Here is a 23,625-nt window from a genome sequence, read left to right as displayed (position 1 = left end):
TAAAATTGCGAGAAACTAACCTTGAAGGGTAATTAATTTAACCTATATGTTTCCTTAAGTTTTCAATTGCCCCAACGGGTACTGCCAGTTCGCCTAATTTGGCTATTACAACCTCGGGGCCGGGTAAAAACAGTGCCATAGTATTAGCCCGAATAACCTCTTGTACGCGAATCCGCAAAGGCTCACCCAATAAAGATAACCCGCCGCCCAACACTATGATATCAGGGTGAAAAAGATGTACGGCGTGTGATAAGCCGAAGCCCAGGTCGGCAGCGGTATCATTCAATATTTTCAGCGCATCTGCATCTCCCTGTTCCAAAGCAGTTAGTAACATTTTGGCCTCGTCTCCATTTACATCCGCACAAAGTTGGGCCAGTTTACCATCAGGCTTTTGAGCGATTACTGTACGGATCTTTTTGTCAACCGCCCAGCCCGAGCAGCTATCTTCAAGCGTAAGGCCTTCGCGGTTAAGGCGGATATGCCCTATCTCAGCTTCTCCGGGTTTTGTCCCGTGATAAATTTGGCCGTTAATGACCATTCCGGCACCTACACCACTGCCAAGAGTTACATAAAATACATGTTCATAGTTACGCCCGGCCCCTTTTAATGCCTCGCCAAGGGCAGCTGCATTAGCATCATTCTCCAAAATAACCGGTGCATTAACCTGCTGTTGCAACCAACCCGAAATGTTAAATCCGTCCCATCCGCTTAACTGGTGCGACTTAGCAATGCAGCCCGCCTCCCTGTCAACCGGTCCGCCAAAACCGATGCTTATGCCTTTAATGATATACTCTTTTGAAATATTGGTGATGGTTTGGGCAATATGCTCCCTGATCCCTGCGGCACCCAACACTCTGTCTACCGCAAAACGAAATGCCCTGTTGACAATAAAACTATCATCGGCCAAAACTATTTGCAGTTTGGTTCCGCCTATTTCAATACCTATATAGCAATTTTGCATGGTTAAAATATCCTGCATCCCGGTTCTAAAAATCTTGCTTCTAATATCTCGCTGTCTTGTCTCCGGTTTTGGCTTCTACTTCCACTTAAAACTTTTAATCATCACCGCCATATCCTGCTTTATAAAACTAAGCACAGGTTGTATGGAGTCGAGCCGGGGTTCGGTGTTAAAATATAGCGCTCCCCGTATATAATTATGCACACTATCTGTAAGGAAAAACTGCGCCGATGAAGCGGCATTGCCGTCTATGGTATAATAAATGCCATAAACTTTTTTATCAGTATAATGGATGATGCCTTCGTCAATGGATGTGGCTTTTACGGTATGCTTAAAGGCGAAGGTGCGGGCATCCTCCACCAGTTGGTTAAACTCTTTTTTGAGGTGATGGGCTGATAGCTTAAATGCAGCGTGGCATTAAACCGCGGGAACTGCATGTTTATCCAGCAAGGTTTGGCACCTCGCTTTTTATCCGGTTCTATAAAGGCGTACTTGGGATATGTAAAAGCATACGGACAACCGGCAGCGTAATCCTGGTATTCTTTTTTGGGAACGGAATGCGATAGTAGCCGCGGGGCTTGGGCGCGTAATCATGATTGCCGCTGCATGCGGACAAAAACAATAGCACTGCTGCCAGTAAACTTACATACTTCATGGATGTTTCTCCTTTGAGTTCCAGATCTCCCATGATTTTTCGGCCTGCAAAACCAGCATTTCGTAGCCATTTTTAGTTACCGCGCCGCGCTCGCGGCCGTGTTTTAAAAACAGGGTTTCTTCGGGATTATAGATCAGGTCGTACAAAATATGATTTTCGCCAATAAAATCATAAGGTATAGGCGGGCATTCATCAATATTAGGATGGGTACCCAAAGGAGTTGTATTGATGATAAGTTTGTGCTGTAAGATATGGTGTGGCTGAAGATCTTTAAACAAAATATTATCCGCATGGTGTGTTGGCTTGCGGGTAACAACTTTATAGGTGATACCTAAATTTTCCAGTACACATTTTACTGCTTTTGCGGCACCTCCATCGCCCAAAACCAGGGCGTCATCATTGCCATCTCCAATTAAAGGCTTTAATGATTCCTCAAACCCATAAATATCGGTATTATAACCTTCCAGTCTGAAATCATGGTCTTTAACCCCTATCTCGCCCGAAAATGCGGCTTCAATCGGGCTTTCGGCAGTCACCCTGATACAGTTTACAGCGCCGGCTGTACGGGCGTCATGCTCTATCCAATCTAAAAAAGGCAGCACGTTTATTTTATGAGGAATGGTTACATTAAGGCCGCAAATATCCGGATGCTCATCAAGCAGGTCCTGCAGGTCCTTGATATGCTCAATAGGGTAAAGATCATAGCGTGCATCTGTAATCCCTTCGTTTTTGAACTTTTCGGTAAAAAACTTTTTTGAAAATGAATGAGAGAGCGGAAAACCAATTAGCCCGTAGTGTTTCATGGTCAATTTTATAACGATATCAGCTGCTAAAGTAATCAATTATAGCTTAAGCTGGCATAGCTTTAATGGTGTAATATTAACAGCAAAACTGGCAGTTTTAACTATTGATTTAAAACGGGTAAGCTGAAAAAACCTTGGATAAAAATTGTTTATAAGGAGATTTATTTCAAATTAAGGTAATTCCGGGCGCCGATAAAATTGTAATTTGGGCTTCAATATCATGACCCCTATTACAATTTACCCTATTCATCTTTTCCGAAGGATCATCCCTTTTTGTGTTACCATTTTATGCAGCTTTGCTGCACTGGCTCAAAGTCAATCCCGGCCCGCTAAAGAACCTGTACTAAAAATACTCCGCAGCATGAAAAGTCCGGATTCGGCAGCTGTGCTTGCAAAAAAGCTGATCGATTCGGCCAGGAAAAATAACAATAAACCATTTGAAGCGCGGGTGTTGCTGGCCCGGGCTTACCAGGCTTATGGCATTGGTAATGAACATGATGCTTTAACCTTTGGTCGTGAAGCTACCAAATTGACAACCACGGCCGATTCACTTACTTATGAAAAAGCACCAATAATGGTAGCCTACATGCTCAGCCGCGAAGCCAAAACGGTTGAAGCCTTAAACGTTGCTTTTAAAATACTGAAAGAGTGCGATAATAGGGGATGGAAAAGTTTAAGTATAGACTGCCGCGCTTGTATTGCCGATATTTATCGGTCGATTGGTAACCCTAAACAAGCCCTGCCTTATGCTGAGCAAGCTTCAAAAGATGCATTGAGCATAAAAGATACAGCTTCTTATATTTTTGCGCTGAGTAACCTATCTAACATCCTTTCCGAACGGAGTATATCGTCGCCGGGTAACCTGGTAAAAGCTACCCGGCTAATGGAACAGGTACTTGATAAAAAGTATGCTCATTTTCTTTCAGATTTTAGCATAGCCCGTTACCAGGGCAATCTGGGCCGGCTTTACCTCATGACCAACCAGGATAAAAAGGCAGAGGAGATCCTGATGAAATCACTGGAATTATCCCGCAAAGGCGAGTTCAAAACTCTCGAAAAGCATAACCTTAACGAACTTATGACCATGTATGTTGATCATAAGGAGTTTAAGAAGGCCGCGCGATACGGGGAAATGGCGGTTAGTATCCAACCCGAATCACAAAGTAACATCACCGTACAAAAAAACATCTATAATCATTTAACCGATGCATATGAAGGTATTGGTGATTATAAAAACGCTTTTAAGTATAGTTATCTGTACCGGCGGCTTAATGACAGTATCAACCAGCTTGATAAAGCAAGGGATGCTTCCGAACTGGATAAAAAATACCAGGCCGATAAACGGTTATTAATAGCCGCCGGTGAAACTAAGCTGGTTGAGGTACAACGGAATTTTTTAATTGTGCTTGCGCTGTTTATAGTAATGTCCTCCATTATCAGTTATCGTTGGTTTATTCTTAAAAAGAAAAGAGAGACGGCGTTGCTGGCCGAAGAACATAGTCAACTGGAAAAAATGGATGCTATGAAAACACGCTTTTTTGCAAACGTAAGTCATGAATTACGCACTCCATTAACGCTCATCATGGGGCCGGCGGTTCAGCTCCTGGCTTTTACTAATTATGAAGATGAACAGCTTAACATGCTGCATTCGATATTACGCAATAGCAAAAAGCTACTCAATATGGCCAACGAATTGCTTGATCTTGGCAAATTGGAAGCAGGGAAATTAGCATTACAACCCCAGCCCGTTGCATTATTATCATTTGTAAAGATACTATACCAGGGTTTTGTATCGGCCGCTGAATATAAACAAATGGATTACAGACTGCTCAACTTCATTGATCCGGCGCTTTTTGTTTTGCTCGATCAGGAAAAGTTTGAAAAAATAGCTAATAACCTCATCAGTAATGCTATTAAGTTTACGCCTTATGCAGGTACTATAACCATTACTGCTGATATAAAGCTGGAAATGATTGAGTTTGGAGTAGCCAATACCGGTGTGGGGATTCATCCGGATGATCTGCCTAACATTTTTGACCGCTATTACCAGGGCAGAGGTAATAACGAACCCTCAGAAGGCGGCACTGGCATAGGCCTTGCTATAGCACGTGAACTTACAGAACTGATGGGCGGGCATATTGCGGTTGATAATAATTGGGGAAAGGGTGTGTTTTTTAAGATAGTTATCCCGTTTAAGGCAACTGAAAAGCCGGCAACTGAAGTGTCCGGAACAGAAGCCGTAATTGTTTCGAATAGTAAAACCGTGGGGAAAGACACTAACGGGGAACTTATTATGCTGGTTGAAGACCATCATGAAATGGCTGCTTACATTGCAGATATTTTACGGCCACAATATCGACTCATCACTGCCGGCAATGGCCGCGCAGCACTGCAAAAACTGCAGGATATGCCGGTAATGCCCAGCCTGATCATATCAGATGTGATGATGCCCGAAATGGATGGCTTTACCCTGCTTGAAACCCTGAAGCAAAGCCCGGCTTACTGCAACATCCCAGTGATCATGCTCACCGCACTGGCCAATACACGGCATAAGCTTAAAGCGCTTCATATTGGTGTTGATGATTATCTCACCAAACCATTTTTAAGCAGCGAATTGCTTGCACGCACTGTTAATCTTATTAACAACGCCGCCGCCCGCTCCGGGGCTACCATCTCTGATGATGATGAGCTGATTACAGGAACCAATGATCTGCAGATTGAACAACCGGCAGAAAACCCGGGCTTGAAACTTTCGCCTGCCGATTTATCCTGGCTTGAGGAATTGGAAGCCCGGGTACGAAAACATACCGGCAAAACCGATCTTACGCTTGCCGCCCTGAGCTATGAACTGGCGATCAGTGAGCGGCAATTGTTTCGCCGCATAAAATCAATTACCGGACTTACGCCTAATAAATACATCCGCGCCATTAAATTGCAAATAGCACGCGAAGCTATCGAAAGCGGCAAGTACCGCACCATTGCCGAAGTATCATATGCCGCGGGGTTTGATACACCTGCATACTTTGGCAAATTGTTTAAGGAACATTATGGCCGCGACGTTAACGAGCTACTTTAAACAATCCGGCCGGTTATCATTGTCTTCTTAATTTTCAGAAATCTTTAACTGACAGGAGGCTTTTTTTAAGCAAATGGCGGTTTTATAAAGCTAAATGGCAGTTTTATTATATCGCTTTTAGGCAGCTTTGTGAGATACAATCACCCCCTAATATAATGACTGTGACTTTTAATGAGGATAACCTCCGTACCCTTAACAGCCAAACCGATACAATACCAACTATCGGCAAAGCGCCTGATGCAATATGTCCGAGATGCAAAAACAAATTTTGCGACCGGATAAAAAGAGGTGCTATTGTTAAACTGTTGCTTCCCCGGCTTGCAGTAAAACGCTATCGCTGCAGCAGGTGCTCAAACAGGTTTTATAAACGCGGATAAATTTATTTAAGCATCTACCTTTTATTTTTTAGGATAGCAAGAGAAATCAGCCTTTCAACTTAAACTTGAATTATGCCTGATTTTAATTGTGCTTTGCCGGTTTACTTTCGGGTAGCCGGCATTGTTTTTTTGCAGATACATCACCTTATATCCTATAAGACGGAACGCGCTGTTCCATTGATGTCTGCATATTCCGCCAACAAAAAAGCCCGCCAGTTATCCCGGCGAGCCTTCTTCATTAAAAGTAAGATTTTAAATAGCCTTATTCCACAACGCTTAATTTAAGCGTATTGGTTTTACCCTGTTTAATTATAGGGGTAGAAGCCGTGTTAACAACTACGTCGCCCGTTTTAATCAGGCCTTCAGCTTTAAGGATGTCATTAACATCAGCAATGGTTTGATCTGTGCTTTCCAGCTGATCATAATAATACGCCCTCACACCCCAAACGAGGCTAAGCGCATTCAATAGCTGCTTATTTGATGTAAAGATATATGTACTGGCTTTAGGCCTGTGGCTTGATATTTCAAATGCAGTATAACCTGAAGTAGTCATGGAAACGATACCTACCGCATTACTTTGCTCAGCAATATGTACGGCAGATTCGCAAAGTGCATTGATCAGGAAATCCGGAGAAGAAGGGTCTTTAACTGTTGCTTGCTTTGGAGCGTTAAACGGATAGCCTAATTCTTCAACATTGCGTACAATTTTGGCCATAGTTTCAATAACAATAACCGGGAACTCACCAACTGATGTTTCGCCGCTTAACATAACCGCATCGGCACCATCAAGTACAGAGTTGGCAACGTCATTCACTTCGGCACGGGTTGGGCGTGGTGTGGTGATCATTGATTCCAGCATCTGGGTAGCTACGATAACCGGCTTTGAAGCAGCGCGACATTTACGGGCAATCATTTTTTGCAGTAACGGTACTTCTTCAAGCGGCATTTCAACACCAAGGTCACCACGGGCAACCATTACACCATCTGTAGCAGCAATAATGGCATCAATATTTTCAATAGCTTCCGGCTTTTCAACTTTGGCAATTACCTTAGCCGCCGAACCGTTGCGTGCTATAATACGTTTCAAGTCAATGATATCCTCGCCTGTGCGAACAAAAGAAAGACCGATCCATTCAACATCCTGTTTAAGGGCAAATTCAAGATTGATCAAATCTTCTTCGGTTAAGCTTGGGATAGACACTTTGGTGTTAGGCAGGTTAACACCCTTGCGTGACGTTAAGATACCGCCGTGAACAACCTCACATATAACTGTATCAATTTTGTTGGTTTCAATAACCCTTAACTGCAGTTTGCCGTCATCAAGCAAAATAATTTCGTTTGCCTGTACGTCCTGTGGGAAGGTATCATAAGTAATATAGATCTGCTCATCGTTACCAATGCACTCGTGAGTGGTAATTTTAATGTGCGTTCCGTTAACTAAATGAATACCGCCGTCCTTTACCAACCCGATGCGGATCTTTGGGCCCTGTAAATCGGCCAGGATACCTACGTTGGTTTTGTATTGCTCGTTAATTTCACGGATAAGATCGATCACTACCTTATGATCTTCAGGCTTACCGTGCGAAAAATTAAGACGGCAAACGTTAACACCTGCCTTGATCATCGCTAATAAAACATCCTTTTTAGCTGATGCCGGCCCCATGGTGGCAACAATTTTTGTACGATTATAGTATAGTTCCATATTATTCGGGTTAAAACTGGAGGGTATTTAATGATTGTAAAATCAACATCTTTTTAAATTCGGCGCTAAAATAAAAGATTTTCCCGTGATTTTATTTTTTTGGGTCAATCTTTACAGCTGCAACAATCTCTGGTATTTTATTTAGCGATGAAATGATCGTATCAAGCTCATTATCATCTATATAGTTACGGATCATTAAAAAATAGTCGGCACTTTTTATTTCAGGCACCAGGTAGCCATCTGAGCCTTTATTGCCTATAAAGAAGAAGTCTGTTTCGGTGGTTTCCCAGCTATAACGGTATAATGAAAACAAAACAGGTTCGCTCCCGGGGTAAATATCTACTTCCAGGTCATCGGTTTTTACGAAATTAAAATTCAAGTACTTGTTTATAAGAAAACAAACCCGGTAATCTTTAAGTGAGCTTGTTACTGCAATGAGCACAAAATCAAAATCGATCTCAAACTTTAAAAATTTCCTGTTCAAAATCATTACTTTTACGCCGTCAAAATTACTAATACAAACCGTTTCAATAAAATTTTGTTTAGAGATTTATATTGTAAAAGTTTTAGATTTGTTTATTGACAGAATTTATTTTTCTTTGCACTGAATTTTTATTAATCATTAAACTATAAAGACTATGTCTGATATCGCTTCAAGAGTAAAAGCTATTATCGTAGAAAAACTGGGTGTTGACGAAAGTGAAGTTACGCCAGAAGCGAGTTTCACCAACGATCTTGGTGCCGACTCGTTAGACACCGTGGAATTAATCATGGAGTTTGAAAAAGAATTTAACGTGGCTATTCCTGACGATCAGGCTGAAACTATTGGTACTGTTGGCCAGGCAGTTGCTTACCTTGAAAAAAACGTTAAATAAAACTCCTTAACTGGATTAAATGGAGTTTAAAAGAGTTGTAGTAACCGGGCTTGGAGCACTTACTCCTATTGGTAACACTGTTTCAGATTATTGGAACGGACTGATCAATGGAGTAAGTGGCGCTGCCTTGATCAAAAGTTTTGATACCGAAAAATTCAAAACTAAGTTTGCGTGCGAAGTAAAAGACTTTGACGCGGATGGTTTTTTGGGCCGTAAAGACGCCCGCAAATTGGATCCCTTTGTACAATACGCCTTATTTTCAACCGAAGAAGCCGTAAAAGACGCAGGGTTAGATTTTTCAAAACTGGATACCAGCCGTATTGGCGTTATCTGGGGCTCGGGTATTGGGGGGTTAAAAACTTTCCTCGACGAGGTGACGGCCTTTGCCAAAGGTGATGGCTCTCCGCGTTTTAACCCGTTCTTTATCCCTAAAATGATTGCCGATATAGCCCCCGGCCATATATCTATTAAATATGGTTTGCGCGGCCCCAACTTCACTACTGTTTCGGCATGTGCTTCATCAAATAATTCCTTGATAGATTCATTTAACTACATCCGCCTGGGTAAAGCTAACATGTTCATCAGCGGTGGTTCTGAAGCCATTATCAACGAAGCCGGCATAGGTGGTTTTAACGCCATGCATGCATTATCAACCCGAAACGATGATCCGGCAACGGCATCACGTCCGTTTGATCTGGACAGGGATGGTTTTGTGGCCGGTGAAGGAGCAGGTACTATCATTTTAGAGGAGTTAGAGCATGCAAAAGCCCGCGGCGCTAAAATATACGCCGAAATGATGGGTGGCGGCATGAGCGCCGATGCCTATCACATGACAGCACCTCATCCCGATGGCTTAGGTGCCGCATTTGTAATGCGCGCAGCCCTCGAAGATGCTAAACTTAGCCCTGCCGATATTGATTATGTGAACGTTCACGGCACATCAACCCCAATCGGTGATCCGCAGGAAATTAAAGCAATACAGGATGTGTTTGGCGATGATATTTACCGTATCAACATTAGCTCAACCAAATCAATGACTGGCCATTTACTTGGTGCTGCCGGCGCGGTTGAAGCTATTGCATCGATACTGGCATTAAAACATGGTATCATCCCTCCAACCATTAATCACTTTACTGATGATCCGGCTTTTGATCCTAAGATCAATTTCACTTTCAATACCGCTCAAAAACGCGATATTAATATAGTGCAAAGCAATGGATTTGGTTTTGGCGGACACAACGCTTCTGTAATATTTAAAAAGTACGAAGATTAATTGTGGTTTGATGCCTATAAGTCGGTTCTACAAGCTTTATATATCACCCAACAGAAAGTATGTTAAAATTTTAAAGAATTTGCTCGGTTTTGTGCCGGGCAATTTGTCTTTATACCGCATGGCTTTCCGTCATAAATCGGTAGCCCAAAACATCAAGAAGGGGTAAAAAACAGTAACGAACGCCTGGAATTTTTGGGCGATGCCGTACTGGGCAGTGTTGTTGCTGAAGTACTTTTTAAATTATACCCTTATGAAGATGAGGGCTTTTTGACCGAATTACGCTCAAAAATAGTAAGCCGTGTAAACCTTAACGCACTCGGAAAAAAACTTGGCTTTGATAAATTGATTGAGTATGACAACCGTATGCTTAACTCAAGCAGGCAGGGATCATTACTGGGCGATGCCTTTGAAGCCCTGATTGGCGCGGTTTATTTGGATAAAGGCTATGACTTTACCAAAAACTTCCTCATCAACCACATCATAAAACCTCATATTGATATTCATACGCTTGAGCAAACGGAAACTAACTTCAAAAGCAAGCTTATTGAATGGTGCCAGCGACATGGCCGCGATATTATTTTTGAACTGGTAACCAACCAGGACGGCGAAAGCACCAAGCTTTTCACTGTACAGGCCAATATAGATGGTGAAGTGATGGGCTCGGGCAAAGAATTCAGTAAAAAGAACGCCGAAAAGCTTGCCGCTGAAAAAGCATGCGAAGCCTTGGGGATCTGATTCAAAGTATTTTAACGATTAAAGCGGCAGTTTTTTTCCTTTTTAAGTTCTACCGGCCCTTCACCCAATTTAACAGTTGAATCCGGCACGATGAATGTTGGGCTGTTTAGCTTTTCGAGCTTTTCTTTATCACTGCTATTTTTGTAATATTCATATGCCCGTATGGTGTGCTTTATCAGGTCATAATCAGTCCAGGCTTTAATATCCTTGTAGGTAGGCGTATAATAATTCATGAATTTACGGGCAAGGCTATCAGTAGCCAGTCCGGTATATTGCTTCACAAATGGGATGTTGTAATGTTTGTGAATTTCGGCCTGCTCCAATTCGCTTTGGGCGTTTTGAGCGAAGCGACGTGCGCGATTGGGAGTTGTTCCTAAAAGCTCGTAAAGGCCGGTTACAGGGTTACTTAAAAAAGATAACGCGGGCGGCTTGCCATTATAATAAGTTCCCTGTTTCTTATAATCGTTTAACACCTGGTTTATCTCCTGCCTCTTGGTTTGGCCAACAACTTTTACCTCGTCAAGTTTTATAATGGGCTGCATGTAAACGGGCATGTCGCTATTGTTCAGTACCACTACTTTTTGAGGGGTATAGTCATCGCGGGAAAAAAGCAGGGTATCGCCAACACGGGTTTTTATGCTAAACCAGCCAACATCATCACTAAGTATCAATGTTTTGGTATTCAGATCTTTAACAAAAACCTGCCCTACACGCTCATTGGTCACCTTTTTTGAGATAACCCCTTTTACCGTAAACTCCTGGGCCGAAACATGAACGGTAATGAGGTATAGAACCCCTGTTAAAAGCAGGTATAAATAGTTGCGCATCAGTGATAATTGAACGTAAATATAGGAAGTGTATTTTATTTGAAATGTGAAAAAGTGTTAAAGCGCTTCGCTTTGGTGGTTGGAGGTTAGAGACTGGAGGTTAGTTTTTATTTTTTTGAATGATAAACTCTCTCTATTGAATTTATTTCAAATCCGAAATTTAACATTCGAAATCCGAGTGACCTAACCTCTAATCTCCGATCTCTAACCTCTAACTAAATTTGCTATCTTTGCCGCATGATAAAATCCATGACAGGGTATGGAATTGCCAGTTTTGATTCGGGCAGTACAAAATACACCGTAGAGGTTAAATCCCTGAACAGCAAATTTTTAGAACTATCACTTCGTTTGCCGAAGATTTTTGCCGAAAAAGAGTTTCAGCTGCGTAATGACTGCAGCAAGCTTATTGAACGCGGTAAAGTAAACTTATCTATCAATACCGAACAGGTAAGCCAGTCGGTAAAAGCGGCGGGGATCGATAAAGATCTGCTTAAACACTACTATAATCAACTTAAATCGGTTAGTGAAGAGCTTGGCGAACCAACCGGCAACTTGCTTCAGCTGGCATTGGGCTTACCAGAGGTTGTGAAATACGAAGAAGATACCATATCCGAAGATGAGTGGAAAGCCGTTGAGAAAACTTTCCAACAGGCTATGGCCGCTTTCCAGGATTTCAGGTCACAGGAAGGCAATGTTATTGAACTGGAGATTAAAGGGCGTATTAACACTATATTAAAAAACCTGGACCTTGTTGAGCTGGAAGATCCAAAACGAGTTCCTTTGGTCCGCGAGCGCCTTAATACGTTTTTAGCCGAAGCCGCAAGCCGCGAAGCTATAGATCAAAACCGGTTTGAACAGGAACTGATCTACTATATCGATAAGCTTGATATTACCGAAGAAAAGGTAAGGCTGAAAGCGCATTGCGAATACTTTATCGAGACATTAAAAAACGCCGATGCAAACGGCAAAAAGCTGGGCTTCATTTCGCAGGAGATTGGCCGCGAGATCAATACATTAGGATCAAAAGCCAATGATGCCAACATCCAGAAACTGGTAGTAGGCATGAAAGAAGAGCTTGAAAAAATTAAAGAACAACTGTTAAACGTATTGTAAAGTTCATAGATGATGGTTCGTAGTTCATGGATTACTTCCATTGCCCTATAACCAGCTATGAACCATGAACTAATGAACGATGACCAAAGAAGGTAAACTCATCATATTTTCGGCTCCCTCAGGTGCTGGTAAAACCACCATAGTACATCATTTGCTGGGAAAAATTCCTGATCTTGAATTTTCCATTTCGGCCACCACGCGTGAGCGCCGCGGCGATGAGGTGCATGAAAAAGATTACTACTTTATAAGTAAAGAAGAGTTTTTGCACCGCATTGCCAAAAAACAGTTTGTTGAATTTGAAGAAGTTTATACCGGTACTTTTTATGGCACGCTCCGTACTGAAATTGAGCGCATCTGGGCAAAAGGCAAAACGGTAATATTTGATATTGACGTTGAGGGTGGCCTTCACCTTAAACGCAAATACGGTCCCCAGGCTTTGGCCATATTTGTACAACCGCCATCGCTTGAGGTTTTAATTGAAAGGTTGACCGGCCGTGGCACTGATAGTGAAGAAAAACTGAAAGAACGCTTTGCTAAGGCAGAAAAAGAGCTTAAATACGCTCCGCAATTTGATATTATACTCAAAAATTACGATCTTGAAACGGCTTGCGCAGAAGCGGAGGAATTGGTGAGTAACTTTATTAGCTCCCGGCCCCCTGAAGGGGGAGTGCAAAAAACTCATTTTGTACACCGGGAGCGCTTAATCTACAAAACTTTTAATTTCCCCTTTAGGGGTTAGGGGCACAACATGAAGATAGGCTTACTGTTTGGTTCATTTAATCCTATACATATAGGGCATTTGATTATTGCCAATTATATGGCAAACCATACCACGCTTGATAAGGTGTGGCTGGTGGTATCGCCCCAAAATCCGTTAAAAAAGTATGGCGATCTGATCAACACTTATGACAGATTGGAGATGGCCCGCCTGGCTACTGATAATGCAACCAATATTAGTGTGAGCGATGTTGAGCTGAAGTTGCCCCAGCCATCGTATACCATTGATACCCTTGCCCATTTAAAGGAAAAATATCCCGAGCATGAGTTTGCCCTCATCATGGGTTCGGATAACCTTGGCTCCCTGCATAAGTGGAAAAACTATAAGCTTATCCTGCGCGATTACCGCATTTACGTGTACCCACGCCCCGGGTATGAAAACGCCGAACTGGCCGATCACCCTTCGGTTACCATCACCATGACACCGCTTATGGAGCTTTCGGCAACGTTTATCCGCAAATCAATAGCCGAAAAAAGAACGTACAGTTTTTTGTACCAGACCCGGTATTGAAATTTATTGAGAGCAAAAGCTTGTACAGGTAACTCTGTAAATCTGAATCGCCCGTCATCGCTTTGTACCTTAAAGCAATGACGGGCGATTATTAAGTGTGGGTTTACCCAATAAAATGATATAAAAACACAACTTCGCCGGTAAAAGCCGGTTTGCGCTGGTCTTTTATTTCGAGTTCGATGGCCATGGTGGATTTCGTTGTGCCACGAAGGTTAAGCAAGCTGGTCAGCTTTACCTTTAACCGTACTTCATTATCAACCAGCACCGGCTGTGCAAAACGAAGGTTTTCGATACCGTAATTAATTTCCATTTTCAGGTTTTCGATCTTTACGATCTCTTTCCATAGGTGAGGGATAAGTGAAAGTGTAAGGTAGCCATGTGCAATGGTTGACTTAAACGGGCTTTCAGTTTTTGCCCTTTCCGGGTCGGTATGGATCCATTGGTGATCGAGGGTTGCATCGGCAAATTTGTTGATCTGCTCCTGCGTAATGGTGTGCCATGATGATACGCCAAGGTCGTTGCCAACCTGCTGTTCAAACTCCTGAAAACTGCTGATTACAATCATATTGGTTTATTGATAGTTAGGTTTTTTTAATATTGAAGCCGCAAAGGTATTAAATTATAGTGTTTATTCGCCCAGTAATGCCTTTAAGCTTTCCAGTGTGTCTGCTTCTTCTTTTGGTTTGTCATGCCGCCACCTCAATATCCGCGGGAACCGCAATGCTATGCCCGATTTATGACGGGTGGACTTATTGATACCCTCAAAACCTATTTCAAACACCAACTCGGGCTTTACGGTACGTACGGGACCAAATTTTTCGATGGTATTGCGTTTTACAAAATAGTCGACCTTATTGATCTCCGCATCGGTAAGCCCCGAATAAGCCTTGGCAAAAGGCACCAGCTTGTCGCCATCCCAAACGGCAAAAGTATAATCTGTATACAGGTCGGCCCGGCGGCCATGACCTTTTTGGGCATAGATCATCACAGCATCCACCGATAGCGGATCGATCTTCCATTTCCACCAATCGCCCCTGCGGCGGCCTACCTGGTAGGCCGCGCTTTTGCGTTTCAGCATGATCCCCTCGGCTATCATAGCGCGCGACTGTTCCCTGATACTTCCAAGCTGCTCCCAGCTTTCAAACTGAATCAGCGATGAAATACGGAACACTTCGGAATATCGTGTCTCTGTTTGTAACTGTTCCAAAATTTCCCGTCTTTCAGTTTGGGATTTATAGCGGATATCTTCACCTTTATGTTCCAGGCAATCATAAGCAATAACGGCTACAGGGCTTTCTTCCAGAATTTTTTTGCTGAGATTTTTTCTGCCGATACGCGTTTGCAGCACGTTAAACGGCATAGGCAAGCCATTTTGGAAACTGAGGATCTCGCCGTCAATCACCGTACCATCGGGGAGGGCATTTAAAAAGAGATGCAGCTCAGGAAACTTCTCAGTAGCCAGATCTTCGCCACGGCTCCAGATAAAAATCTCGCCGCCGCGCTTTATCATTTGCGCACGGATCCCATCCCACTTCCACTCGGCCTGCCAGTCGGATGCATCACCGAGGGCGATCCCTACTTCAGCAGGAGTTTTTTGTTTTTCGGACGTTTCCTGGATAGGATAGGCCAGGAAAAAGGATAAGGCCGGGAGATATTAGCTTCGGCATCCTGCTCCGCCATCAATTGCGAAAACTGATAAGTTTCGGGCAGCCAGCTCCCCATAATGCGATGGGTAAGTACTGCGGGTTCGAGTCCGGAAATATCCGCCAGCGCCTTGATTACCAAATTTTGTGATACGCCAACCCTGAAACTGCCGGTTAGCAGTTTATTAAACACAAAGCGTTCCTGGCTATCCAGCATGGCCCATGAATCCATCAGCCATTCTTTTTTCGCTCTTCAGTTTTATCGTTAAGGGCATTAATCTCGGCTATCCATTCGGTAAGCGTTTTGCTGCTGCTTGCGTCACTTTGAGGCATAAGTAATGCCATAGTTTCTGCCAAATCTCCCACTACATGATAGCTTTCCTCAAAAAGCCAGGCAGGAATGTGTGATGCCTCGATGGCCCAGTTTCGTACCAGCGTTGAATTGATCTGCCGCTTTGCCCGGCGACCGGTAAACAAAGCAAGCATGTGCATTTTATCGGTATCGGGCACTGTATTAAAATAGTCTTTTAATACTTTAACCTTTTCGTTGGTTTTATTGGTTCTCGTCAAGCGAAAGAAAGAGTTGGGCGAAGGCTTTCATGAATCGGCCCCTCCAACCTCACTTAAATCCTCTCCAAAGGAGAGGACTTCCTTTTCTGGTTCTCCGGCGCTTGGAGCCTCCCCTTCGGGGAGGTTGGAGGGGTCTTCTTCGCCTCCATACAAAGTATGCACCTCATGTGCATTAAAACCAATCTCATTTAAATATCTCGAAAACGTGGCTGTGTATCCATGGGTAAGGTAAACGCACTCACAATCCGTAGCGTCAATAGCGCTAATGAGACCATCCCAATCGGCATGGTCAGAAAGCACAAAACCCCTGTCGGCAGCGCGACGGCGTTTAGCCCCGCGGATGGCCATCCAACCCGAACAATAACCAAAACTATACGGCTGAAACTTACGCATCCAGGGCGTACCTACTGATGAGGGTGGCGCTATGATGATGCCTTTCCTAACTTCTTCTTTTGAGCTTTCCTGCGTAATTCTTTCGGTTGGGTTTAACAACACGCCATTGCGACGAAGGGCTTCATTGGTATTTTCGATAACACCATGAGTATAAATCTTTCCATTAAACAAATCGAGGTTTTGCAATATACGTTGTGCTTTTCCTAAAGAATAACCCACCAATACGGTGGCCAGTCCGTTATCAAGGTTATTACGCCACCAGCTATTAATCTCGTTAAAGGTTTGTACCTGCGGTTTCCATTGGTAAACCGGCATCCCAAAAGTACACTCTGAAATAAAGTGATGGCATTTAACCGGCTCAAACGGAGTAGAGATCCCATCATCTTCTACCTTGTAATCGCCGGATACTACCCAAACCTCGCCTTTGTATTCAACCCGGATCTGCGCTGAGCCGATCACGTGGCCTGCCGGGAAGAGTGACACAGTAACACCATTCTTGTGTACTATTTCACCATACTCAACCGTTTGCAGGTTGATTTCGCCTAAACGGTACAATAAAACCTCGCGCGAAAGATGATGGGCAAGGTAATGTTTATGCCCCCAATAAGCATGATCGGCATGGGCGTGGGTTATTACAGCATCATCAACCGGCTTCCATGGATCGATATAAAATTTGCCCTGCGCGCAGTAAATCCCTCTATCTGTAAATTCAAGCAGCGGTTTTTTAGCCATGTTATATAAACTACTGATAAGCAAATTGGTTTGCCCCCGGGGGCCCTAAAGGGGGAGCATCCCAAAAACAAAAAAAATGTCATTTCGATAGAGCAAGGGCAGACTTGAGCGGCGGGGCGAAAGAGAAATCTTATACGCCATGCAGGCCGCTATGCATGGCGTAAGATTTCTCCTCCCCCTTCACACATTTTCCACAACCGGTCTCGTCGAAATGACATTTTCTTTTGAAGCTTACGTTGTTGGTTATTTAAACCACAACTTCGCCTGCTTTTCATCTACCTGCAATCTCACTTCTCGCCCTAATACCAAACTGTTATTATCGGGGATATGCCCTGCCGGGAAATCGAAACATACCGGGTAGTTATATTCTTTAACAATCTCCATCACTATTTGGGACACAGTTTGGCCAAACGGTATGTCATTATCTTTGATATCGGTAAAGCCGCCTACTACCAAACCTGCGAGTTTTTTTAGTTTACCTGCCCTGTCCAACATCCGCAGCATTCTATCTACCGAGTACAAATACTCACCTACGTCCTCTATAAACAGAACCTTATTGTTATAATCCAGATCGGACACCGACCCTGCAGCAGCTACCAGCAACGATAAATTACCGCCTACAATGGTACCTTTGGCTTTGCCTGGTTTATTAACATCATGTGTTGTAAATTCATAATTTAATTCCTCGCCAAACAAGGCTCTTCGTAAAGTATCGATCGAATGTTTGGACGCATCGGGAATGTTAACCGGCATTTGCCCGTGAATGGTTTGCACCCCATAATTAGTAAACAAGTGGGTATGTAATAGCGTTATATCGCTAAAGCCGATAAGCCATTTGGGATTTTGTACAAAACGGCTAAAGTCAACCTTGTCAATCATCCTCACGGTTCCATAGCCCCCACGGGCGGCAATGATGGCTTTGATACTGTCATCGTCAATAAAACGCTGCATATCGGCTGCCCTAAAATCATCATCGCCGGCAAATTGATGAAATGAGGCGTCTACAGTATCTCCCAAAACAACTTCCAGTCCCCAGCTCTGCAGAAGCGCGATAGCATCTGTCATGGGGTTGGGCAGTTTTTTGGCAGGGCAGGTGATGGCTATTTTGTCGCCTTTTTTGAGGTATGAGGGTTGAGTTTGAACCATGATTTTAAAGATTGAACGATTACCTTGATAATAAGAGAAAAAATCAGGAAATCCTTAAATCATGAGCATCATGGTTCAGGCATTTTTCCCACTTAAATCAATTATCTTTGCACACTATTTACCAAGGCGATATTTAATGTCACAACTCAACAAATATAAACGATTCACCATTACATCGGCCCTGCCTTATGCCAACGGCCCCTTACATATCGGTCACCTTGCCGGTGCTTACCTGCCGGCAGATATTTTTGTGCGGTATTTAAGGTTGAAAAAGAAGGACGTGGTGTACATATGCGGCTCGGATGAGCACGGTGCTGCTATTACCATCAAAGCCAAAAAAGAAGATACTACCCCGCAAGCCATTATCGATAAATACCACAAACAGATAAAAGATAGTTTTGAAGAGTTCGGTATCGCATTTGATATTTATCACCGTACCTCGTCGCCTATTCATCATGAGCTAAGCCAGGAGTTTTTCCTGAACCTATATGAAAAGGACGAGTTTATTGAAAAATTCTCCGATCAGTATTTTGACGAAGATTATCAGCAGTTTCTGGCCGACCGTTATATCATCGGAACCTGCCCTAATTGCGGTAACGAAAATGCCTACGGCGACCAGTGCGAGCGCTGCGGCACCTCCCTTAGCCCTACCGACCTCATTAACCCGATCTCGACCCTAAGTGGCAAAACGCCCGTGCTTAAATCAACCAAACACTGGTACCTCCCTTTGGATAAATACCAGCCATGGCTGGAGCAATGGATAGATGCCAAAGAAGGCAGCTGGAAAGTGAATGTTTTTGGCCAGTGCAAATCATGGCTAAAATCGGGCCTGCAGCCGCGCTCCATGACCCGCGACCTTGACTGGGGCATTGACGTACCGCTGGCCGAGGCTAAAGGCAAAAAGCTTTATGTGTGGATGGATGCGCCTATCGGTTATATTTCGGCCACCAAGCAATGGGCTATTGATAACAAAAAAGACTGGAAGCTATACTGGAAAAAACAGGCCGATGAGCAGGATGATGCTTGCTTATTGCATTTTATCGGTAAGGATAATATCGTATTCCATTGTATTATTTTTCCATCTATACTGCACGCGCACGGCGAATATATTTTGCCGCAAAACGTACCAGCCAACGAGTTTCTGAATTTAGAAGGCGATAAACTTTCCACTTCGCGTAACCACGCGGTTTGGCTGCATGAGTACCTGGAAGAGTTCCCGGGCAAACAGGACAGATTACGCTATGTGCTAACCTCCATCCTACCCGAAACCAGCGACAGCGAGTTTACCTGGAAAGATTACCAGGCCCGGGTAAATAACGAGCTGGTAGCCATATTAGGTAACTTTGTGAACCGGGTAATGATATTGATGCATAAATTTTACGACGGTAAAATTGAGGCTGATACTGAAAAGATAGAATTTACCGACGCAACCCTGAGCACTGGCATTGGCGAATATTATGATGAGATAGAAAAGAACCTTGAAGCTTACCGCTACCGCCAGGCTTTGCAGGCTGTAATGGATATGGCCCGCTTAGGTAACCGTTACCTAACCGAAAAAGAGCCGTGGAAAACCATTAAAACAGAGCCTGCCGCTGCTAAAGAAGCGCTGCACAATTGTTTGGTGCTGATTGGTCACCTCGCTACCGTGGCGCAGGCCTTTTTACCCGCTACAGCTAAAAGGATCATTACTATGCTTAACCTGCCTAATGAGCCGATAGCTTATGACCAGGAAATGTATTTTAACAACGGTCACCAGTTGAACCCGGCTGCGCTGTTGTTTGAAAAGGTAGAGGACGATGTGATAGAAGCCCAGCTTAAAAAGCTATCAGATAAGAAAGCCGCTGCGGTTCCGCCAAAATCGGCCGATGTGTTACCTGCAAAGGAAAATGTTAACTACGAAACCTTTGCTACCATGGATATCCGTACAGGTACCATTTTAGCTGCCGAAAAGGTTGCCAAAACCAAAAAGCTGCTGAAGCTGACCATTGATACAGGAATTGACGAGCGCACCGTAGTATCCGGCATTGCCGAATATTATGAGCCGGAAAACATCATAGGCCAAAAAGTAAGCATACTGGTAAACCTGGAGCCGAGGGAGATCAAAGGTATTGTATCGCAAGGCATGATCCTGATGGCCGAAAACAGCGAAGGCAAGCTGAGCTTTGTTGCCCCTACTGAAGATTTCCACAATGGCGCAGTAATCCGTTAAATGTGCAGATTTAAGATGCGAAGATGCGCAAATGAGCTGTTTTTAAATTTTGAATTTTAGGGTGTGATTTTTCATCGAAAAATTGCACCTTTGCAAACTAAATAAAAGATCGGTCTTTTTTGAGGCTGATTTTTAAACGGTCCCGTAGTTCAACGGATAGAATAGGAGTTTCCTAAACTCTAGATATGAGTTCGATTCTCGTCGGGACCACAATTACAGAGAATTTAAAAATCTCAAAAAACAAAAGTGCCCTGAAATCCAAATAAGGGCACTTTTTTAATTCCTGATGTTGGCGAAGTTCCTCGTTTCACTTCAACAAAAAACCAACATTTTTTATGTCAAAGCTTGATGGAATTGATATGTCCGAATGTAAGGTGCAGCTTTACTATAATAAGCAGCGCGTAAACAAAAACACCGGTAGAATATCCCTGTACCTGGAATTAAAAATTGGGGACGAAATCGACTTTGTTCCGCTTAAAGGGCTTAAGTGGAACGCTGAAAATTTTGATTGGAAAACGAGATGCTTATGTCCCAGGGTTAAGAATGACCCTGACATCGTCGCATTTAATGCTATTATTGAACGGGAACGGTCGAAATATTGGAACGTGATAAAAAAGTTCTTGCTTGAAGACCGAGCCTTTTATTTGACCGACGTATACAAAGCTGTTAACCTGTATAAAACTGGCAATACTTTTTCCCGTTCATGGCTCAAGCGATAAAAGACAGGCAAAAAACGACTGTTAAAGCTGATATGATTAAGGAATCAACAGCCGTTGGCCATGTCGATTCACTAAACTGGTTCAAAGAATTTCGTAAACAGCAGGATATTGAGATAATGCATATTGACGGTGATTTACTTGAGAAATTTGCCAATTATTTACGAACTAAAATGTCTGAAGGCTCCGTTTGGAAGCGGATTCAAAATATAAAGTCCTATCTATCCTATGGCTTCAGAAATAGAATTTCGGTCAATATTGATTATACCAGGTTCAAGATTTCAAAGCCGGAACCTGATCCAACCTGGTTAGAAGAGCATGAAATTATCAGTTTGCTAAACCTTTATTATGGCAATACAAAGGAACCTGTTTTTTTAAAGGCGGAAATACGCAGGGATTTGCAAGCTTTTTTGTTTGCCTCTTTTACTGGGTTGCGGATATCTGACCTTTCACGCTGGAATAAAGCCTGGATAAAAAACGATCACATTTCATTTGTTCCGGTAAAACAGCGAAAATCTGTAAAGAACCCTAAGCCAATAATTATACCCATTATTCCCATCGCAAAGCAGTTTATTGATGATTTAAAAGCCGAATCGTTCGACTTGCCTGATGAGCAGGTATATAACAGGCACTTGAAAGAAATTGCGGTAAAGGCGGATATAGACAAGAATTTGACATCCCATGTAGCCCGACATACTTTTGCGTCCTGGTTGGCGATTGAAGGGGTTTCTGTTATGGTGATCAGTAAACTATTGGGGCATAAAAACATTAACACCACAATGGTTTACATTCATATTGCTGAACAATATTTAGCAACGGAGATAATGAAAATTCAAACCAGGTTTAGTTTGAGAGCCGTTGTATAGGCAAAACGCCCCTATTGAGGGGCGCTGTTGTTTTCGATTTTGGTCTTTAAAAGATGAACCTGGTACTGGGCTATTAACGATAAAATGTGATTAAATAAGGTAATTTCGGTTCTGTCTTGATTGGTTAACAAACCGGTTTTGGTTCCTAACTCTGTTAACGACATCATAATTTCCATCATTCGGATAGCATTGCCATCCTTATAAACATTAAATAATTCTTCAAATAAAACAGGTACTCTTTTGCACTTCAAACATTCAGGATTCATAATTTATAGCTTAGATTAATTAAGGTGCTGCAATGTCTGAATTTTTACTCCAATACTCCAATTCGGATAAAATGTGCGTTTTTTGCCAAACTGACCGATTGAGTGAATTGGAGTTGTTGGAGTAAAGACAAATTAAAAATCATCTTTTACCCTCATTGCTTCTGGGATTGACTGCAAAAAAATCTTTGATAAGTCCTCAATCGCAACTGTTATATCTAACCAACCTAATTCTTTCAAACTGGGCTTAACCAGCATCTCCGCCGGGTTGCGATCTGATTGCCCTTCTTGTTGGCTTGTAAAATCTGTTAATTCTGCCTTATATTTTTCTGATTTAACAGAAATTGAGACTGTAAACCAAAGCTTATAATTGACGCGCTCGTTTTTTATATACGAATAATAAGGGGTAAATGCTTTAACAATAAGTTTTCCACTTTCGGGGTCATCCATTTGAACAACTCGATTGGGGGAATTAAATTGTTTCGCTACCCATGTTTTTGCGTTACTGTATAGCATCGTTTTGGTCAGATTAGGCGTACTTTCTACAATTCTGTAGGCAATCTGATTTGTCGCTGAGTCAATCGGCAACAATGTTTTCTTAAGTCCCTGAGCTTGTATTTTAAATGGGATAGCGAATAATAAAAGGAAAAGTATTCTTTTCATGTGATTTAGCTTGGTTAGTTAAACATCGCAAAAAAAGCGATATGATCAAACCTGGTCTGCAGCACCAATAAAAAATGCGATAAGTACCGGTACTCATCGCATTTTTTATTGGTGCAAGATTTGAAATATCAGGCGTTGGCCCTATCCCTGATCGCCACCTTCTTTGCCTTGTACTGCTCATAAAGGCGGTCGTTAAAAATAACCTGCTGATCTTGAATGGCTGCCCGAACGAGCTTTAACTCGGCAATTAAATCGCTGTTATCGTTTACCGCAATAGTATTTTTTGGTGCCGATGTTGTATTGCTATGCCCGGTATCAATTACGCCCCCTTCCCTAAGTACCCCCGATGCGGGTATAGTAGATAGCCTGGTATTTACTGAAACGGGAGCGCCATTGCGGTACTGGCTGTTATAAAGCAGCTCATTGATCAGCATACGGTTATTGGCATAGGTATCCTTGCTTAGTACCATCAGCGGCTCACCTCCCTCCACATTAGCGATTTTACGCCCGGTTTGGGTGTCAACCATATCTACCCCGCCGTTAGCATGTGAAGGGCCGTCGATAATACCGCCGTAACCAAACTCGGGCGCTTTTTCGCTTTCGATAGTGATGATCTGAGCGGCAGCGGCCACACCGGCGGCAGCAGCCAGGTAAAAATTAGGCAAGGCCTTGACAACTGCTAATGCTCCGTTAATGATCGCCTGGCTTAAAGCAGCCTGTTTATCGGCTTCCCATGCTTTGC

Annotated in this window: 22 protein-coding genes, 1 tRNA gene and 3 pseudogenes; 11 read left to right on the top strand and 15 right to left on the bottom strand. The window is 43.0% G+C overall.

Annotated elements, in window-relative coordinates:
• Nucleotides 1–37: 37 nt before the first annotated feature.
• The 3 genes from ACRQ5D_RS11070 to ACRQ5D_RS11060 all read right to left on the bottom strand — a co-directional run bounded on the left by ACRQ5D_RS11070 (nucleotide 38) and on the right by ACRQ5D_RS11060 (nucleotide 2,416).
• The gene (locus tag ACRQ5D_RS11070; RefSeq protein ID WP_091173140.1) at nucleotides 38–961 is read right to left on the bottom strand and encodes an ROK family protein; all 924 of its coding nucleotides are present in this window, start codon (nucleotides 959–961) and stop codon (nucleotides 38–40) included.
• Between the two features lie 75 nt (nucleotides 962–1,036).
• The gene (locus tag ACRQ5D_RS11065; RefSeq protein ID WP_431199545.1) at nucleotides 1,037–1,318 is read right to left on the bottom strand and encodes a hypothetical protein; all 282 of its coding nucleotides are present in this window, start codon (nucleotides 1,316–1,318) and stop codon (nucleotides 1,037–1,039) included.
• Nucleotides 1,319–1,609: 291 nt separating this feature from the next.
• A complete protein-coding gene (locus ACRQ5D_RS11060; protein WP_091173039.1) occupies nucleotides 1,610–2,416 on the bottom strand; it encodes a shikimate dehydrogenase family protein in 807 nt (268 codons plus the stop codon).
• 220 nt (nucleotides 2,417–2,636) lie between these two features.
• Here ACRQ5D_RS11060 and ACRQ5D_RS11055 point away from each other — a divergent pair, with 220 nt between their 5' ends.
• Nucleotides 2,637–5,492, top strand: a complete 2,856-nt coding sequence (locus tag ACRQ5D_RS11055) for an ATP-binding protein (protein ID WP_091173043.1) — start codon at nucleotides 2,637–2,639, stop codon at nucleotides 5,490–5,492.
• 639 nt (nucleotides 5,493–6,131) lie between these two features.
• Here ACRQ5D_RS11055 and pyk read toward each other — a convergent pair.
• Both pyk and ACRQ5D_RS11045 read right to left on the bottom strand, forming a co-directional pair.
• On the bottom strand, nucleotides 6,132–7,571 hold the full coding sequence (gene pyk, locus ACRQ5D_RS11050; RefSeq protein ID WP_091173049.1) for a pyruvate kinase: 1,440 nt from the start codon (nucleotides 7,569–7,571) through the stop codon (nucleotides 6,132–6,134).
• Nucleotides 7,572–7,662: 91 nt separating this feature from the next.
• Entirely contained in the window at nucleotides 7,663–8,055 is a 393-nt protein-coding gene (locus tag ACRQ5D_RS11045) for an IPExxxVDY family protein (protein WP_431199544.1), read from the bottom strand.
• Nucleotides 8,056–8,209: 154 nt separating this feature from the next.
• On the opposite strand from ACRQ5D_RS11045, the gene ACRQ5D_RS11040 reads away from it, so the two are divergent.
• From ACRQ5D_RS11040 to rnc, 3 genes and pseudogenes are all read left to right on the top strand, one after another.
• The gene (locus tag ACRQ5D_RS11040) at nucleotides 8,210–8,446 is read left to right on the top strand and encodes an acyl carrier protein (protein ID WP_031266521.1); all 237 of its coding nucleotides are present in this window, start codon (nucleotides 8,210–8,212) and stop codon (nucleotides 8,444–8,446) included.
• A 19-nt stretch (nucleotides 8,447–8,465) separates the two neighbouring features.
• A complete protein-coding gene (gene fabF, locus ACRQ5D_RS11035; RefSeq protein ID WP_091173053.1) occupies nucleotides 8,466–9,719 on the top strand; it encodes a beta-ketoacyl-ACP synthase II in 1,254 nt (417 codons plus the stop codon).
• 10 nt (nucleotides 9,720–9,729) lie between these two features.
• Nucleotides 9,730–10,454: pseudogene (rnc, locus tag ACRQ5D_RS11030) on the top strand (ribonuclease III).
• 11 nt (nucleotides 10,455–10,465) lie between these two features.
• On the opposite strand, the gene ACRQ5D_RS11025 reads toward rnc, so the two are convergent.
• Entirely contained in the window at nucleotides 10,466–11,281 is an 816-nt protein-coding gene (locus tag ACRQ5D_RS11025; protein ID WP_431199543.1) for a hypothetical protein, read from the bottom strand.
• A 237-nt stretch (nucleotides 11,282–11,518) separates the two neighbouring features.
• On the opposite strand from ACRQ5D_RS11025, the gene ACRQ5D_RS11020 reads away from it, so the two are divergent.
• The 3 genes and pseudogenes from ACRQ5D_RS11020 to nadD all read left to right on the top strand — a co-directional run bounded on the left by ACRQ5D_RS11020 (nucleotide 11,519) and on the right by nadD (nucleotide 13,714).
• Nucleotides 11,519–12,394 (top strand): YicC/YloC family endoribonuclease, encoded by an 876-nt coding sequence (locus ACRQ5D_RS11020; RefSeq protein ID WP_256337519.1) that lies wholly within the window; start codon nucleotides 11,519–11,521, stop codon nucleotides 12,392–12,394.
• A 79-nt stretch (nucleotides 12,395–12,473) separates the two neighbouring features.
• Nucleotides 12,474–13,040, top strand: a pseudogene (gene gmk / locus ACRQ5D_RS11015) (guanylate kinase); the annotation flags it as partial.
• Between the two features lie 102 nt (nucleotides 13,041–13,142).
• Nucleotides 13,143–13,714, top strand: a pseudogene (gene nadD / locus ACRQ5D_RS11010) (nicotinate (nicotinamide) nucleotide adenylyltransferase).
• Between the two features lie 71 nt (nucleotides 13,715–13,785).
• On the opposite strand, the gene ACRQ5D_RS11005 reads toward nadD, so the two are convergent.
• The 6 genes from ACRQ5D_RS11005 to ACRQ5D_RS10980 form a co-directional block, all read right to left on the bottom strand.
• Nucleotides 13,786–14,247 (bottom strand): MaoC family dehydratase, encoded by a 462-nt coding sequence (locus ACRQ5D_RS11005; protein WP_090534746.1) that lies wholly within the window; start codon nucleotides 14,245–14,247, stop codon nucleotides 13,786–13,788.
• 63 nt (nucleotides 14,248–14,310) lie between these two features.
• Complete coding sequence (locus tag ACRQ5D_RS11000) at nucleotides 14,311–15,300, bottom strand: cisplatin damage response ATP-dependent DNA ligase (RefSeq protein ID WP_431200765.1); 990 nt, start codon at nucleotides 15,298–15,300, stop codon at nucleotides 14,311–14,313.
• Nucleotides 15,258–15,557, bottom strand: a complete 300-nt coding sequence (locus ACRQ5D_RS10995; RefSeq protein ID WP_432328959.1) for a hypothetical protein — start codon at nucleotides 15,555–15,557, stop codon at nucleotides 15,258–15,260. The genes ACRQ5D_RS11000 and ACRQ5D_RS10995 overlap by 43 nt, the downstream gene beginning before the upstream one ends.
• Complete coding sequence (locus ACRQ5D_RS10990) at nucleotides 15,557–15,895, bottom strand: hypothetical protein (RefSeq protein WP_432328957.1); 339 nt, start codon at nucleotides 15,893–15,895, stop codon at nucleotides 15,557–15,559. Before ACRQ5D_RS10990 ends, ACRQ5D_RS10995 begins: the two co-directional genes overlap by 1 nt.
• 27 nt (nucleotides 15,896–15,922) lie before the next feature.
• Nucleotides 15,923–17,020 carry a ligase-associated DNA damage response exonuclease gene (locus ACRQ5D_RS10985; RefSeq protein WP_091173073.1) on the bottom strand — a complete coding sequence of 366 codons (1,098 nt, stop codon included), beginning with the start codon at nucleotides 17,018–17,020 and terminating at the stop codon, nucleotides 15,923–15,925.
• 243 nt (nucleotides 17,021–17,263) lie between these two features.
• Nucleotides 17,264–18,166, bottom strand: coding sequence for a S66 peptidase family protein (locus ACRQ5D_RS10980; protein ID WP_091173077.1), 903 nt, complete (start codon nucleotides 18,164–18,166; stop codon nucleotides 17,264–17,266).
• 136 nt (nucleotides 18,167–18,302) lie between these two features.
• Between ACRQ5D_RS10980 and metG the strand changes: the two genes are divergently transcribed.
• The 4 genes from metG (at nucleotide 18,303) to ACRQ5D_RS10960 (ending at nucleotide 21,957) form a co-directional block, all read left to right on the top strand.
• The gene (gene metG, locus ACRQ5D_RS10975) at nucleotides 18,303–20,375 is read left to right on the top strand and encodes a methionine--tRNA ligase (protein WP_432328955.1); all 2,073 of its coding nucleotides are present in this window, start codon (nucleotides 18,303–18,305) and stop codon (nucleotides 20,373–20,375) included.
• A 138-nt stretch (nucleotides 20,376–20,513) separates the two neighbouring features.
• Nucleotides 20,514–20,585 (top strand) — tRNA-Arg (locus ACRQ5D_RS10970).
• 125 nt (nucleotides 20,586–20,710) lie between these two features.
• On the top strand, nucleotides 20,711–21,094 hold the full coding sequence (locus tag ACRQ5D_RS10965) for a hypothetical protein (protein WP_432328953.1): 384 nt from the start codon (nucleotides 20,711–20,713) through the stop codon (nucleotides 21,092–21,094).
• Complete coding sequence (locus tag ACRQ5D_RS10960) at nucleotides 21,079–21,957, top strand: tyrosine-type recombinase/integrase (protein WP_432328951.1); 879 nt, start codon at nucleotides 21,079–21,081, stop codon at nucleotides 21,955–21,957. Before ACRQ5D_RS10965 ends, ACRQ5D_RS10960 begins: the two co-directional genes overlap by 16 nt.
• A gap of 11 nt (nucleotides 21,958–21,968) precedes the next feature.
• Here ACRQ5D_RS10960 and ACRQ5D_RS10955 read toward each other — a convergent pair whose 3' ends face one another.
• From ACRQ5D_RS10955 to ACRQ5D_RS10945, 3 genes are all read right to left on the bottom strand, one after another.
• The gene (locus ACRQ5D_RS10955) at nucleotides 21,969–22,223 is read right to left on the bottom strand and encodes a hypothetical protein (RefSeq protein ID WP_432328949.1); all 255 of its coding nucleotides are present in this window, start codon (nucleotides 22,221–22,223) and stop codon (nucleotides 21,969–21,971) included.
• Nucleotides 22,224–22,355: 132 nt separating this feature from the next.
• The gene (locus ACRQ5D_RS10950) at nucleotides 22,356–22,883 is read right to left on the bottom strand and encodes a DUF4468 domain-containing protein (RefSeq protein ID WP_432328948.1); all 528 of its coding nucleotides are present in this window, start codon (nucleotides 22,881–22,883) and stop codon (nucleotides 22,356–22,358) included.
• Between the two features lie 128 nt (nucleotides 22,884–23,011).
• Entirely contained in the window at nucleotides 23,012–23,548 is a 537-nt protein-coding gene (locus tag ACRQ5D_RS10945; RefSeq protein ID WP_432328946.1) for a hypothetical protein, read from the bottom strand.
• Between the last annotated feature and the right edge of the window lie 77 nt (nucleotides 23,549–23,625).

Source organism: Mucilaginibacter sp. P25, from assembly GCF_050859465.1.
GTDB lineage: Bacteria > Bacteroidota > Bacteroidia > Sphingobacteriales > Sphingobacteriaceae > Mucilaginibacter > Mucilaginibacter gossypii.
The sequence above is the reverse complement of the archived record's forward strand: the minus strand, read 5'-3'. Positions and strand labels throughout refer to the sequence as shown.